We start from the raw sequence: 14,447 nt of genomic DNA on the forward strand, positions 1-14,447 counted from the left end.
TGGGCAGAAAATCGGCCATCAGGCACAATCACGCCACCACGGGTCCGGCGCAGGGCCGGCCCGGCACCATCCAGAACAGGGGCGATGAGGCACCTGTGACACCCATCCGCATACGGATCGGGCGCGGCGGGAGGGGGAGACTGTCCGCGCGGATCCTGGCCAGCCAGCTCGTCATCCTGGCGCTCACGGGCGTGATCGGATTCGGCCTGTTCGCCTTCGCGCAGCGCTCCGCACTCGACCGCACCTACGAGGAGCGGGCCGTGGCCCTCGCGCAGACGACGGCCGCGGACCCGCAGATCCGGCGGGCCATGCAGGACGGCGGCGGGGACGTGGTGCAGAGCGTCGCCGAGCGGATCCGCCGGGCCTCGGGGGCGTCGTACGTCGTGGTGATCGACCTGCACGGCATCCGCCACTCGCACCCCATGCCGCAGCTGGTCGGCTCGCCGGTGACCGAGCCGATCGTGGCGCGGGACGGCCGCCCGCACGTCGGCACCGACCAGGGCGCCACCGGGCGCTCCGCCAACGGCAGGGTGCCGCTGTACGGGCCGACGGGCGAGCTGGTCGGCGAGGTGTCGGTGGGCATCCCGGAGAACGACGTCCTCGGCGAGCTGTGGCGCGAGCTGCCCACCTTCGCCGTGTACGCCGCGATCGCCACGGCGCTCGGTTCGGCGGCCGCGTATCTGCTGGCCAGGCGGCTGAAGCGGATCACGTTCGGGCTGGAGCTGGAGGAGGTCGCCGGGCTGCTCCAGGACCGCGAGGCGATGCTGCACGGCATCCGCGAGGGCGTGCTCGCCTTCGCCCCGAACGGCCGGATCACGGTGGTGAACGACGAGGCCCGCCGGCTGCTCGGCCTCGGCACCGCGCTCGGCAGCACCCTGGCCGAGGTGCTGCCCGACGGACGGCTGCGCCGGGCCCTGGACGGGACGGTGACCGGCACCGACATCAGCGTGCTGACCGACGAGCACTGTCTGGTCGTCAACCGGATGCCGGTGACCCTGCGCGGGCGCGAGCTGGGCGCGGTGGTGACCGTCCGCGACCGCACCGAACTGGTCGGACTGCTGCGGGAGCTGGACTCCGTGCGCGGGCTGACCGACGCGCTGCGGGCGCAGCAGCACGAGTTCACCAACCGTCTGCACACGCTCGCGGGGCTGCTGGACATCGGGGCGTACGACGACGCGTACGAGCTGGCCGTGGAGTCGGCCGGTGCCGGGCAGGCGCTCACCGAGTCCGTGCGCAGGCGGATCGGCAATCCGCTGATGGTCGGCCTGGTCGTGGCCAAGACCACCGTCGCCGCCGAACGCGGGGTGCGGGTCGTCCTCGACGACGGCTCCGCGCTGGGCGAGGACCCGCCGCATCTGCGCCGGCTGCTGACGATCGCCGGAAACCTGCTGGACAACGCGATCGACGCGGCGGGCGACGGGCCGCCCCCGCCGGGGGGACGCGCCGTCACGCTCGCGCTGACCGAGGACGCGGAAGGCACGACCGTACGGGTGGCGGACACCGGACCCGGCATCCCGCCCGGCGCCGGCGAGTCGATCTTCGAGGACGGCTGGTCGACCCGGCCCGAGCGGGGTACCGCGCGGCGCGGCCTGGGCCTCGCCCTGGTCCACCGCCTGGTGACGCGGCACGGCGGCACGGTCGCCGTCAGCGAGGGGCCGGGCGCGGTGTTCACGGTACAGCTGCCGGCTCCCGCGCCGGCGGGGGAGGAACGTTTCACGAAGGCGCTGCCCGTGGGAGGCGACCGCTGATGATCCGCACCCTGGTCGTGGACGACGACTTCCGGGTCAGCCACATCCACTGCGACTACGTGTCCCGGGTCCGGGGCTACGAGGTGGTGGGCGAGGCGGCGAGCGTGGCCGAGGCACTGGCGGCGGCCCACGACCTCCGCCCCGACCTGCTCCTCCTCGACGGCTTCCTGCCCGACGGCAGCGGACTGGACGTCCTGCGGCGGCTCACCGGGGACGCGGGCGGCGCCCGCCCCGACGCCATCATGATCACCGCGGACCGGGACATCGCCTCGGTGCGCACCGCCATGAAACTCGGCGCCGTGGGCTACCTGGTCAAGCCCTTCGGCGCCGCCGACCTGGCCGAGCGGCTCACCTCGTACCGCGAACTCCAGCACCGCGTCGACACCCTCGGGGAGACCACGGACACCGAACAGGCCGATGTGGACGCCCTGTTCAGCGCGGTCCGGCCGCCGGCCGTCCCCCGGGTGCCGGCCAAGGGCCACTCCGCGCCCACGCTCGCCCTCGTCCAGCAGGCCCTGCGCGCCGCCCGCGGCGATCTGTCCGCCGCCGAGGCCGCGGAACTGACCGGCGTCTCCCGCGCCACGGCCCAGCGCTACCTCTCCTACCTCGTCAAGGAGGGCATGGTCCGCCTGGTGCTGCGCTACGGGGCGACGGGCCGTCCGGAGCACCGGTACCGGATCGCGTCCTGAGGCCCCGGCTGCTTGCCCTCACGGGTCCGCCTCCCCGTGCGTGAGAGCAACGTTCCCTTCCGGTCATTCACAGCCACAGGCAGGAAACGCGCCCTCCCTACCTTCGGGCTGAGTCAGTCGATGGCAGGTCGACGGCAGACCGAGCAGCCGGAGCCCCGTGGAGGCGTGATGACAGCCCCAGCCCCAACCCCAGCCCCCTCAGTCCCAACCCGTCGCAGTGGCCGTTGGATCGAGCGCTGGGACCCGGAGGACGAAGGGTTCTGGACGGCGACCGGGGAACGGATCGCCAACCGGAACCTCTGGTTCTCCGTCCTCTCCGAGCACATCGGCTTCTCGGTCTGGACCCTGTGGTCGGTCCTCGTCCTCTTCATGGGGCCGAAGTACGGCCTTACTCCCGCCGACAAGTTCCTGCTGACCTCGATGGTCACCCTCGTCGGCGCCGTCGTGCGCGTCCCCTACACCTTCGCCGTGGCCGTCTTCGGCGGCCGCAACTGGACGATCATCTCGGCGAGCCTGCTGCTCATCCCGACGATCGCGGCCTTCATGGTCATGGAACCGGGAACGTCCTTCACCACGTTCCTTCTGGTCGGCCTGCTGGCCGGCATCGGCGGCGGCAACTTCGCCTCCTCCATGACCAACATCAACGCCTTCTTCCCGCTGAGGAAGAAGGGCTGGGCGCTCGGCCTCAACGCGGGCGGCGGCAACATCGGCGTGCCCGTCATCCAGCTCGTCGCCCTCGCGGTCATCGGCGCGAGCGGCGGCCCGCGCGTCCTGCTGGGCATCTACATCCCGCTGATCGTCGTGGCCGCGGTGCTGGCGGCCCTCTTCATGGACAACCTGGCGACGGTGCAGAACGACACCGGCGCGGCCAAGGACGCCGCCAGGGACGGCCACACCTGGATCATGTCCTTCCTCTACGTCGGCACCTTCGGCTCCTTCATCGGCTACAGCTTCGCCTTCGGCCAGGTCCTGACCATCCAGTTCGGCCGCACCCCGCTGCAGGCGGCCTACCTCACCTTCATCGGCCCGCTGCTCGGCTCCCTGATCCGGCCCCTCGGCGGCCGGCTCGCCGACCGGTACGGCGGCGCCCGGATCACCCTGTGGAACTACGTCGCCATGGCCGCCGCCACCGCCGTACTGATCGTCGCGAGCCAGCAGAAGTCGCTGGCGCTGTTCGTGAGCGTCTTCGTGGTGCTGTTCGTGCTCAGCGGCCTGGGCAACGGCTCGACGTACAAGATGATCCCCGGCATCTTCCAGGCAAAGGCCCTGGCCAAGGGGCTGGAGGGGGAGGAGGCCGTGGCCCACGGCCGCCGGCTGTCCGGTGCCTCCATGGGCCTCATCGGCGCGGTCGGCGCGCTCGGCGGGGTCGGCATCAACCTCGCCTTCCGCCAGTCCTTCCTCTCCTACGGCTCCGGCACCGGCGCGTTCGTCACCTTCCTCGCCTTCTACGGTGTGTGCTTCGCGGTGACATGGGCCGTATACCTTCGCCGTCCGGCGGGGCAGTCTGTGACCATGGCGACAGCGGAGACAAAGCCGCAGCTCAGCTACGCGGAAGTGTGACGTAACACCGGCGCAATGAAGCCGAACCGAGCCTGTCACGCGCCGTTGACAGGCTCGTTCGGCGTGCCGGTCAGCTAGGAGAGCCCATGTACGACGAAGAGCAGCGTCCCGGAGCGGTCGAGCACGGTCCGCTCGCCGGATTCACCGTGGGTGTCACCGCCGCGCGCCGGGCGGAGGAGCTGGGCGCCCTGCTGCAGCGGCGCGGTGCCGCCGTCCTGCACGCACCCGCCCTGCGCATCGTGCCGCTCGCCGACGACGGCGAACTCCTCGCCGCCACGAAGGGGATCATCGACCAGGTGCCGGACGTGGTCGTGGCCACCACCGCGATCGGCTTCCGGGGCTGGATCGAGGCCGCCGACGGCTGGGGCCTCGGCGAGCGGCTGCTCGGACGGCTGCGCGGCGCCGAACTGCTGGCCAGGGGTCCCAAGGTCAAGGGCGCGATCCGCGCGGCCGGCCTCACGGAGGAGTGGTCCCCGTCGTCCGAGTCCCTGGCCGAGGTGCTGGACCGCCTCCTGGAGGAGGGCGTGGACGGCCGCCGTATCGCCGTACAGCTGCACGGCGAGCCGCTGCCGGGCTTCGTGGAGTCCCTGCGGGCCGGGGGAGCGGAGGTGGTCCCGGTGCCGGTGTACCGCTGGATGCCCCCGGAGGACATCACCCCGCTGGACCGCCTCCTGGACGCGACGGTCTCCCGCTCCCTGGACGCCCTGACCTTCACCAGCGCCCCGGCGGCAGCGTCCCTGCTGTCACGGGCGGAGGACCGGGGCCTGCTCCCCGACCTGCTCTCGGCCCTCTCCCATGACGTCCTCGCGGTCTGCGTGGGCCCGGTCACCGCGCTCCCCCTCCAGGCGCAGGGCGTGGACACGATCCAGCCGGAACGCTTCCGTCTCGGCCCCTTGGTCCAGCTCCTGTGCCAGGAACTCCCGGCCCGGGCCCGCGCGCTGCCCATCGCCGGCCACCGGGTGGAGATCCGGGGCCACGCGGTCCTGGTGGACGGCGCCCTGAAACCGGTCCCTCCGGCGGGCATGTCGCTGCTGCGGGCCCTGTCCCGCCGCCCCGGCTGGGTGGTGCCCCGCGCGGACCTCCTCCGCGCGCTGCCGGGCGCGGGCCGTGACGAGCACGCGGTGGAGACGGCGATGGCTCGTCTGCGTACGGCCCTGGGGGCGCCCAAGCTGATCCAGACCGTGGTGAAGCGGGGCTACCGCCTGGCCCTGGACCCGGCGACGGACGCGAAGTACGCGGACGCGTAGCGCGCCGGGTCTCTCACCGGCTGGTCTCTCACCGGTTGTCGTACTCGTCGTGGCGGCGCCACCAGAAGCCGCTCTCGTTGCGGCCGAGGGGGGCGCGGTCGAGCCACTGGTACATGCCCCACAGGGCGTCCAGGCCGCGCACGTACGTCGAGTAGGTGTGGTGGACGGTGCCGTCCTGCAGGGCGAACGCGCTCATGCCGGGGCCTTCCCGGCGGTAGGTCTCCCAGTCCGTGCCGACGATCGACCGGGTGAAGGCGTCGCGGGAACTCCTCTCGTCGGCCGTCGCCGGCCGCATGTCCTCCTCGCCGAAGTTGTACGCGACGACTCCCGCCTCCCACTCCTGCTCGGTGTGCGCGACGCCGAAGTCGAAGTTGAAGTCGCTGCCGTGGGACGACGCCCAGGGGAAGGTCCAGCCCATCCGCCGCCGGTACGCGTCGAGCTGTGCGAGCGGGGCCCGCGACACCGCCCAGAACATGACGTCGTGGTGGGCGAGGTGGACCACGGAGCCGTTGAAGCCGTCGGCGATCGCCGAGCAGGACGGGCATCCGGCGGTGTAGTCGGGCCCGAACATGAAGTGGTAGACGAGCAGCTGCGAGCGTCCCTGGAACAGGTCGGCGAGCGACGCCGTTCCCTCGTCGGTCTCGAAGCGGTAGTCCTTGTCCACCCGGACCCAGGGCAGTTCCTGCCGTCGCCGGGCCAGCTCGTCGCCGCGGCGGGTCAGGTCCTTCTCCGCCGCGAGCAGCTCCAGCCGCGCGGCGAGCCATTCCTCGCGCGTCCCCGTCTTGTGACTGGTCATCGTCCGCCTCCTTGTCTCGTTCTCGGCCTCTTCTTCCTTCTTCCCTCCCTGTGTCCTGCCGGCGTCACGCGGATCCGCGCGCCTGCTCGTCGAGATGGTCCCGCAGCGCGTCGAGCGGCCTGTCCCAGTCGCGTGCCAGCGCGGCCAGGAACTGCTGGGCCACCTGCATCGGCGCGGACCGCAGCCGGTAGCGCACCCGGCGCCGCTCACCCTGTTCCGCTGTCACCAGGCCGGCCTCGGCCAGCAGGGCCAGATGCTTGGCGATCGCCTGCCGGGTGATCGGCAGCCGGCCGGCCAGGTCCGTGGCCGTCGCCGGCCCCCCTGAAGCCAGCGCGGCCAGGATGGCGCGCCGGCTCGGGTCGGCCAGGGCGGCGAAGACCTGTTCGGCGATCGCCTCGACGTCAGCTCGCGGCATCGAGGTGGTCGACCAGTTCGCCCAGCTCGCGGGCCCAGCCCTCGGTGTGGCCGGCGTACTCCTCGCGGTGGACGTCGTCCGGCAGCTGGGCGAAACCGGTTTCGACCACCGTCAGCCGGGTGCCGCCGTCGACCGGTTCGAGCGTGAACTCCACATAGGTGCGTCGCGCATCGTCCTCGGGCAGTCCGGCCATGCGCCAGGTGAAGCCGAACACCGTCGGCTCCTCCACCCGTTCCACCCGCATGTCGGCGGAGTGGCCGCCCTCCCATGTCATCCAGGCCGAGCCGCCCGGGCGCAGGTCGATCCCGGCCTTGTCGCCGAACCAGGCGCTCAGTCCCTCGGCCGTGGTGAGCGCTGCCCACACCTTGGCCGGCGGGTGCGCGATCTCCACGGTCCGCTCGATGCGATCAGGGAATGCCATCACTGCCTCCATGAGTGTCGCAACCATCTGATTGCTACACTATGGCAACCCGATGGTTGCGTCAAATGGACCGGCGCGCGCGGTCGGGGCGGTCGTACAGCAGCAGTGCCCGGCCCAGAAGCCCCAGGGCCAGGGTCGAGCCCAGGGCGCGGACGATGTTCCAGGCCACCCAGGGGCCCTCGAAGTGCTCGCGGAGGGCGGACGACGTGCCCTTCGCCGCCAGGGCGTTGTTCAGCGGGATGTTGAACGCCGTCGTGACGAGGAAGACCAGGGCGTACGCCAGCAGCGCGGCCCCGGCCCATCTCCCGCACGGCGTCCCGCGCAGCTGCCAGGCCGACAGCCCCGTCAGTACCAGCGCCCCCATGAAGCCCAGCAGGAACACCGGGTTCTGGATCACGGTGTTGATGTTCCGCATGACCTCGACGTACGTCCGGTCGTCGCTGCGGGCCAGGGCCGGCATCACCGCGCAGGCGAAGATGTAGAAGACCCCGGCGCTCAGCCCCGTGGCGATGGTCGCCGCGATCAGGACGGCCGCCTCGGTCCTCGCCTTCCGCGTGTGCGTCGTGTGCGTCGTGTTCGCCGTGTTCGTCATGTCTTCAGGCAACCGGGAGACCCCGCCCGGACGACATCGTCGAGGCGCGCGTGCGCATACGCGTGCGTCCAGCCGGTACGAGGGGTTCCGGCCGGGGCCCCGGGCGGGCACTGTGAAGGGAAAGCCCCACGCTTCCTGCCTAGGCGGTGACAGGCACATGGCACTGGGTACGGCCACGCCCTCGTACGAGCTGCGCTTCGACGCCGGACGGATCTGCCTCGATCTCCTCGCGACCACGCATCCGGTCGAACGGCTGGACTCCGTCGAGGCGTTGTGCGCGTGGATCGGCGGGGCGGGGCTGGTGCCGGACGGCACGGCGCTCGGGCACGCCGACGGCCCCTGGCTCGTCGGGTTCCGGGAACTGCGCGCGCACATCGGGACGTTGGTGCGGCACACGCATGTGCCGGACGTGCCGTCGTACGCGCGGGCGCTCGGGCTGGTCAACGACCTGGCCCGGGCCGCGACCCCGGCGCCGCGTGCCGTGCCCGCTGAAGGCGGCGGGCTGACCAGGCAGTTCGCCGACCCGCCGACGTGCGCGGGGCTGCTCGCGCTCGTCGCCCGGGACGCCGTCGAGCTGCTCACCGACCCCGTCGCGCGGGCGGCCGTGCGGGAGTGCGAAGGGGACAACTGCCCGCTGGTGTACCTGGACACGTCCCGGGGGCGGCGCCGGCGCTGGTGCTCCAGCGAGGTCTGCGGGAACCGCGAGCGGGTGGCCCGGCACCGACGGCGCGCCGCGCTCGCGCGGGCCTGAGCCGGCCCCGACCCTCCTCAACCCGACCCGCCCGAGCGTGATTTGCGTAACACCCGGTTTCTCGACCGTCCCGGCCGGGCAGCTCTGCCGTCCCGGCCGGACCCTCTCCGATGTGTCGGAAATGTAAAGATCATGCGGGGGGAATGTGCTCGCATGTCCCTGTCGTCACGTCACCCCGAAGAAAACTGTCACCTCCGTTTGAACACCTCAACGCTCGTTTCCGTACGGGTGGGCGAGCGACCGACTGGGGGAACCCCCGGACACCGGAGGTGGGCGTGCGCAAGGATGCGGCCGTGGCCAATGAACGTGGATCGAGGGCCCGACATCGCATGTCCTCGCAGCCCTCGGAACCAGACGAGGAGCTGATGCGTGCGCTGTATCGAGAGCACGCCGGACCTCTGCTCGCGTATGTCCTGCGGCTGGTCGCCGGTGATCGGCAGCGCGCCGAGGACGTCGTGCAGGAAACGCTCATCCGTGCCTGGAAGAACGCCGGTCAGCTCAATCGGGCGACCGGTTCGGTACGCCCCTGGCTGGTGACGGTCGCGCGCCGCATCGTCATCGACGGCCACCGCAGCCGGCAGGCCCGGCCGCAGGAGGTCGATCCGTCGCCGCTGGAGGTCATCCCCGCGGAGGACGAGATCGACAAGGCGCTGTGGCTGATGACGCTGTCGGACGCGCTCGACGACCTGACCCCGGCCCACCGGGAGGTGCTCGTCGAGACGTACTTCAAGGGGCGTACGGTCAATGAGGCGGCCGAGACGCTGGGTATTCCCAGCGGCACGGTGCGCTCTCGGGTGTTCTACGCCCTGCGATCGATGAAGCTGGCACTGGAGGAGCGGGGGGTGACGGCGTGATGAGCAGTGGTTACGGAGGAATGCAGGGATTCGGTGCTGGTGGTCCGGGTATGTCTGGGCCTATGAGCCCCCATTCGGGATCTTCGGTGCCGAGCGAGCACGAGACCGTCGGCGCCTACGCCCTCGGGATTCTCGACGATGCCGAGGCAACCGCTTTCGAGGCGCACCTCGCCGGTTGCGAGTGGTGCGCCCAGCAGCTGGACGAACTGGCCGGAATGGAGCCCATGCTGGCCGCGCTCGCGGACCTGCCGGGCTCCGGCAGCACCCCGGCGCTCGGCGACTCGCTGTCCGCCAGGCCCAGCCCACGGCTGGTGGAGAAGCTGGTCGACGAGGTCGCCGAGAAGCGCGCCCAGAAGCGGCGGCGCGGTTTCTACATGATCGCGGCGGCGGCCGCGCTGATCATCGCGGGACCGCTGGCCGCGGTGGCGGTGAACGGCGGCTCGGGCGGCGGCGGAGGACAGGTCACCGCGTCCGCGCAGACCACCTTCGAGGCCATGCAGGACAAGAGGTCGGCCGTCGACCCCTCGTCCCACATCAGCGCCACCGTCGGCATGCAGCAGAAGGACTGGGGCACCCAGACGGTCCTGGAGCTGAAGAACGCCAAGGGTCCGATCAAGTGCTCCCTGGTGCTCGTCGCGAAGAACGGCCAGCGCGTGACGATGTCCTCCTGGTCCGTGCCGAACTGGGGCTACGGCATCCCGGACGCGAAGACCGAGGAGGCCAAGAAGCCGCTCTACATCGGCGGCGCGGCAGCCTTCAAGCCGAACGAGATCGACCACTTCGAGGTCGTGACCTTCGACGGCAAGAAGCTGGTGCAGGTCAACGCATAGCGCCTGCGGCGGCCCGGCCGGGACGGGTGCGACGGGCTGGGGGTGCCGCTTCCTGGGGGCTGCGCCCCCCCAGGCCCCGGCGGGATTCGGCGCGCCCGGTGTCGGGTGCGGGGGCGTGGCGGCCGATCGCTCCCCCGAGTTCTCGGCTTCGCTCGAACCCGGGGGACCCCCGTCGCGGCGGCAGCCGCATACCAGACACGGCCCCGCGCCCCCCGGGGAGCTGCGTTCCCGTAGCTTTGAGGGGCTTCCTTCGCGTACGGTTGACGGCTGCCCAGCACGTCAGAAGGGGGCCCGGTGGCCGCTCAGGTTCAGCAGTCCGCGGTCGGCTCGGTACACGACGCACACGATTCCGTCCGTGACCGGGAGATCAGCGTCGAACAGGAACACCTGGACCGGGTGTACCGGCGGCTGGAAGAGAAGATCCACGAGGCCGAGTTCCTGATGAACGACGCGGCCAAGCGCGGCCAGGTCGGCACCCCGGGCGCGCTGGCCGAGCGGGACGCGCAGGTCTTCCGGGCCGGCATCCACCTGAACCGGCTCAACAACGAGTTCGAGGACTTCCTCTTCGGGCGGATCGACCTCCTTCTCGGCAAGGACGGGAAGAAGGGGCCGGACGGGGCCTACACCGCCGTTGAACCGGCCGAGGGCGCCGTGCGGGACGACAACACCGCAGACATCGCCGAGACCCTGCACATCGGGCGTATCGGCGTGCTCGACGAGGACTACGCGCCGCTGGTCATCGACTGGCGGGCGCCCGCCGCCGCCCCGTTCTACCGGGCCACGCCCGTGGACCCGGGACGGGTCGTACGACGCCGGGTCATCCGGTCCAAGGGGCGCCAGGTGCTGGGGGTCGAGGACGACCTGATGCGGCCCGAGCTGACGGCCTTCCTCGACGGCCGCACGCTGCCCGTCATCGGCGACGGCGCCCTGATGGCCGCCCTCGGCCAGGCCCGCAGCCACACCATGCGGGACATCGTCTCCTCCATCCAGGCCGAGCAGGACCTGGTCATCCGCGCCCCCGCCGCCTCCATCACCCATGTCGAGGGCGGGCCCGGCACCGGCAAGACCGCCGTCGCCCTGCACCGCGCCGCCTATCTGCTCTACCAGGACAGACGCAGATACGCGGGCGGCATCCTCATCGTCTCCCCGACCCCCCTGCTCGTCGCCTACACCGAGGGCGTGCTCCCCTCGCTCGGCGAGGAGGGGCAGGTCGCGATCCGCGCCATCGGCTCGCTCGTCGACGGCGCCGAGGCCACGCTGTACGACTCCCCGTCCGTGGCCCGTGCCAAGGGCTCGTACCGGATGCTGAAGGTGCTGCGCAAGGCCGCCCGGGGCGCGCTGGAACTGGGCCCGGCCGCTCCGGCGGCTTGGGACGAGGACGCCGGGCGGGAAGCCCCGGCCGGGCCGCCGTCCCGCCTCCGTGTCGTCGCCTTCGGACGCCGCCTGGAGCTGGAGGCGCCCGAGCTGGAACGCGTCCGCCGCACCGCCCTCGGCGGCACCGCGCCCGTCAACCTGCTCCGCCCCCGCGCCCGCAAGCTGCTCCTGGACGCCCTGTGGGCCAAGTCCGGAGCGGCCGGCCGGCACAGCGACCCCGAGCTGGCCGCCGAGCTGCGCTCCTCCTTCGACGAGGACGTGACCACCGAGGACTCCTTCATCGCGTTCCTCGACGCCTGGTGGCCCGAGCTGACCCCCAAGGCGGTGCTCGCCGCCATGGCCGACGAGAAGCGGCTCGGCCGCTGGGCCCGCCGGATCCTCAACCCAGGCGAGGTCCGCAAGGTCGCCCGCTCCCTGCAGCGGGACGGCCACTCCGTGCACGACATCGCCATGCTGGACGAGCTGCAGGCGATCCTCGGCGCCCCGGCCCGCCCGAAGAAGCGGCGCGAACTCGACCCGCTGGACCAGCTCACCGGCCTGGAGGAGCTGATGCCGGTGCGCGAGGAGAGCCAGCGGGAGCGGGCCGAGCGGCTCGCGCAGGAGCGCACCGAGTACGCGCACGTCATCGTCGACGAGGCACAGGACCTCACGCCGATGCAGTGGCGCATGGTCGGCCGCCGGGGCCGGCACGCCACCTGGACGGTCGTCGGCGACCCCGCCCAGTCCTCCTGGTCCGACCCGGACGAGGCGGCCGAGGCCCGCGACGAGGCGCTCGGCACCCGGCCCCGGCGCCGCTTCCAGCTCACCGTGAACTACCGCAACCCGGCGGAGATCGCCGAGCTGGCCGCCAAGGTGCTCGCGCTGGCCATGCCCGGCTCCGAGTCGCCGAGCGCGGTGCGGTCCACCGGCGTCGAGCCGCGCTTCACGGTCGTACGGGAGTCGCTGGGGCGGACCGTGCGGGCCGAGGCCGAGCGGCTGCTGGACCTGGTGGACGGCACGGTCGGCGTGGTCGTCGCCATGAACCGGCGCGAGGAGGCCCGGCGCTGGCTGGCCGGGCTCGGCGACCGGGTGGTGGCGCTCGGCAGCCTGGAGGCCAAGGGCCTGGAGTACGACGCGACGGTCGTCGTCTCGCCGGCGGAGATCGCCGACGAGTCCCCGGCCGGCCTGCGCGTGCTGTACGTGGCGCTGACCCGGGCCACCCAGCAGCTGACGGTGGTGTCGGGGGAGCGGGACGAGCCGGACGCGGCCGGGGTGCCGGACCTGCTGCGGGACTGACTTTCCTGTGAACATCCCGGACGGGAATGGCCGTGGCGCATCGGTTTGTTAGCCTTGGTGTGGCACCGGCCCGATCCAAGCCCCCGGGCCCAACCTTTGTCCCTGCGAGGGACCACTTGCCGCGAGGCGAGCATGGCGGGTCGGTGTCATGAGCTTGTGGAAGACCCACATCACGAAGGTGATGTGGGTCTCTTTCTTTGGTGTTCGCACCCCTTCTCCCACCTGATCGCTTCTCGTATGGTGGAAGTGCTTTTCCGAAATCAAGCACCGCTCATGAACAAAACGTCCGCAATCCCAGGCGACTACCGCGTACTCCGCGGTAGGTGCGACGATCGGACGGCACAACTCGCGACACGGTGAAAGCAGAGGAAGTCGGCCATGGCAACGGCGCCCAGCGTCTCCTACTCGATGACCATCCGGCTGGAGGTGCCCGCGAGCGGAACCGCCGTCTCGCAGCTCACCACCGCCGTGGAGTCCTCCGGAGGCTCGGTCACCGGCCTCGACGTCACCGCGTCCGGGCACGAGAAGCTCCGTATCGACGTCACCATCGCGGCCACCTCCACGGCCCACGCCGAGGAGATCGTCGAGAAGCTGCGCGGCATCGAGGGCGTCACCCTCGGCAAGGTCTCCGACCGTACGTTCCTGATGCACCTCGGCGGCAAGATCGAGATGGCGTCGAAGCACCCCATCCGCAACCGTGACGACCTGTCCATGGTCTACACGCCGGGCGTGGCCCGCGTCTGCATGGCGATCGCCGAGAACCCCGAGGACGCCCGCCGCCTCACCATCAAGCGCAACTCGGTTGCGGTTGTGACGGACGGTTCCGCCGTGCTCGGCCTCGGCAACATCGGCCCCAAGGCGGCGCTGCCCGTCATGGAGGGCAAGGCGGCCCTCTTCAAGCGCTTCGCCGGTATCGACGCCTGGCCGATCTGCCTGGACACCCAGGACAGCGACGCGATCGTGGAGATCGTCAAGGCGATCGCCCCCGGGTTCGCCGGCATCAACCTCGAGGACATCTCCGCGCCCCGCTGCTTCGAGATCGAGGCCCGCCTGCGCGAGGCCCTCGACATCCCCGTCTTCCACGACGACCAGCACGGCACCGCCATCGTCGTCCTCGCCGCCCTCACCAACGCCCTGCGCGTCGCGGACAAGGCCATCGAGAACATCCGGGTCGTCATGTCCGGCGCCGGCGCGGCCGGTACCGCCATCCTCAAGCTGCTGCTCGCCGCGGGCGTGAAGAACGCCGTCGTCGCCGACATCCACGGCGTCGTCCACTCCGGCCGCGAGGACCTGGTGAACGCCCCGGCCGACTCGCCGCTGCGCTGGATCGCCGACAACACCAACCCCGAGGGCCTCACCGGCACCCTGAAGGAGGCCGTGCGCGGCGCGGACGTGTTCATCGGCGTCTCGGCCCCGAACGTGCTGGACGGCGACGACGTGGCCGCCATGGCCGACGGCGCCATCGTCTTCGCGCTCGCGAACCCCGACCCCGAGGTCGACCCGGCCATCGCACGTCAGACGGCCGCCGTCGTGGCCACCGGCCGCTCCGACTTCCCGAACCAGATCAACAACGTGCTGGTCTTCCCCGGTGTCTTCCGCGGCCTGCTGGACGCCCAGTCCCGCACCGTCAACACCGAGATGATGCTCGCCGCCGCGAAGGCCCTCGCCGACGTCGTCAGCCAGGACGAGCTGAACCCGAACTACATCATCCCGAGCGTCTTCAACGACAAGGTCGCGGGCGCGGTCGCCGGCGCGGTCCGCGAGGCCGCCAAGGCCGTGGGCGCGTCGGCGTCGGACGAGTAGACACCCCATACCGCGGCGCCCGGCCGGGTGAAGGAGAAGCGGCGGCCGGGCGTCGGTCCGGTGACGGAGTGCCGTACTGTGCAGGGGCTGTG

13 protein-coding genes are annotated in these 14,447 nt (G+C 71.6%); 9 read left to right on the forward strand and 4 right to left on the reverse strand.

Going from position 1 to position 14,447, the window contains the following annotated elements; all coding sequences use genetic code 11:
• Positions 1–95 precede the first annotated feature (95 nt).
• From AB0L75_RS26885 to AB0L75_RS26900, 4 genes are all read left to right on the forward strand, one after another.
• Positions 96–1,748: a sensor histidine kinase gene (locus AB0L75_RS26885; protein WP_365185524.1), complete on the forward strand. Its 1,653-nt coding sequence runs from the start codon at positions 96–98 to the stop codon at positions 1,746–1,748.
• The gene (locus AB0L75_RS26890; protein ID WP_365185527.1) at positions 1,748–2,437 is read left to right on the forward strand and encodes a response regulator; all 690 of its coding nucleotides are present in this window, start codon (positions 1,748–1,750) and stop codon (positions 2,435–2,437) included. Before AB0L75_RS26885 ends, AB0L75_RS26890 begins: the two co-directional genes overlap by 1 nt.
• Before the next feature lie 168 nt (positions 2,438–2,605).
• Positions 2,606–3,997: a nitrate/nitrite transporter gene (locus tag AB0L75_RS26895; protein ID WP_365185529.1), complete on the forward strand. Its 1,392-nt coding sequence runs from the start codon at positions 2,606–2,608 to the stop codon at positions 3,995–3,997.
• Between the two features lie 86 nt (positions 3,998–4,083).
• Entirely contained in the window at positions 4,084–5,244 is a 1,161-nt protein-coding gene (locus AB0L75_RS26900) for a uroporphyrinogen-III synthase (RefSeq protein WP_365185532.1), read from the forward strand.
• A 28-nt stretch (positions 5,245–5,272) separates the two neighbouring features.
• Here AB0L75_RS26900 and AB0L75_RS26905 read toward each other — a convergent pair whose 3' ends face one another.
• The 4 genes from AB0L75_RS26905 to AB0L75_RS26920 all read right to left on the reverse strand — a co-directional run bounded on the left by AB0L75_RS26905 (position 5,273) and on the right by AB0L75_RS26920 (position 7,468).
• Complete coding sequence (locus tag AB0L75_RS26905) at positions 5,273–6,040, reverse strand: DUF899 domain-containing protein (RefSeq protein WP_365185534.1); 768 nt, start codon at positions 6,038–6,040, stop codon at positions 5,273–5,275.
• Positions 6,041–6,104: 64 nt separating this feature from the next.
• On the reverse strand, positions 6,105–6,455 hold the full coding sequence (locus AB0L75_RS26910) for a metalloregulator ArsR/SmtB family transcription factor (RefSeq protein ID WP_365185536.1): 351 nt from the start codon (positions 6,453–6,455) through the stop codon (positions 6,105–6,107).
• Complete coding sequence (locus tag AB0L75_RS26915; RefSeq protein WP_365185537.1) at positions 6,442–6,876, reverse strand: SRPBCC domain-containing protein; 435 nt, start codon at positions 6,874–6,876, stop codon at positions 6,442–6,444. Before AB0L75_RS26915 ends, AB0L75_RS26910 begins: the two co-directional genes overlap by 14 nt.
• Positions 6,877–6,937: 61 nt before the next feature.
• On the reverse strand, positions 6,938–7,468 hold the full coding sequence (locus AB0L75_RS26920; protein WP_365185539.1) for an anthrone oxygenase family protein: 531 nt from the start codon (positions 7,466–7,468) through the stop codon (positions 6,938–6,940).
• A 157-nt stretch (positions 7,469–7,625) separates the two neighbouring features.
• Here AB0L75_RS26920 and AB0L75_RS26925 point away from each other — a divergent pair, with 157 nt between their 5' ends.
• The 5 genes from AB0L75_RS26925 (at position 7,626) to AB0L75_RS26945 (ending at position 14,355) form a co-directional block, all read left to right on the forward strand.
• Positions 7,626–8,219: an ABATE domain-containing protein gene (locus tag AB0L75_RS26925; protein WP_365185541.1), complete on the forward strand. Its 594-nt coding sequence runs from the start codon at positions 7,626–7,628 to the stop codon at positions 8,217–8,219.
• Between the two features lie 269 nt (positions 8,220–8,488).
• Positions 8,489–9,073 (forward strand): sigma-70 family RNA polymerase sigma factor, encoded by a 585-nt coding sequence (locus AB0L75_RS26930; protein WP_030167252.1) that lies wholly within the window; start codon positions 8,489–8,491, stop codon positions 9,071–9,073.
• Between the two features lie 86 nt (positions 9,074–9,159).
• Positions 9,160–9,903, forward strand: a complete 744-nt coding sequence (locus tag AB0L75_RS26935; protein WP_365185545.1) for a zf-HC2 domain-containing protein — start codon at positions 9,160–9,162, stop codon at positions 9,901–9,903.
• A 294-nt stretch (positions 9,904–10,197) separates the two neighbouring features.
• Complete coding sequence (locus AB0L75_RS26940; RefSeq protein WP_365185547.1) at positions 10,198–12,552, forward strand: UvrD-helicase domain-containing protein; 2,355 nt, start codon at positions 10,198–10,200, stop codon at positions 12,550–12,552.
• Between the two features lie 378 nt (positions 12,553–12,930).
• The gene (locus tag AB0L75_RS26945; protein ID WP_365185548.1) at positions 12,931–14,355 is read left to right on the forward strand and encodes an NAD-dependent malic enzyme; all 1,425 of its coding nucleotides are present in this window, start codon (positions 12,931–12,933) and stop codon (positions 14,353–14,355) included.
• Positions 14,356–14,447: the final 92 nt, after the last annotated feature.

The organism is Streptomyces sp. NPDC052101, assembly GCF_040680235.1.
Taxonomy (GTDB): domain Bacteria; phylum Actinomycetota; class Actinomycetes; order Streptomycetales; family Streptomycetaceae; genus Streptomyces.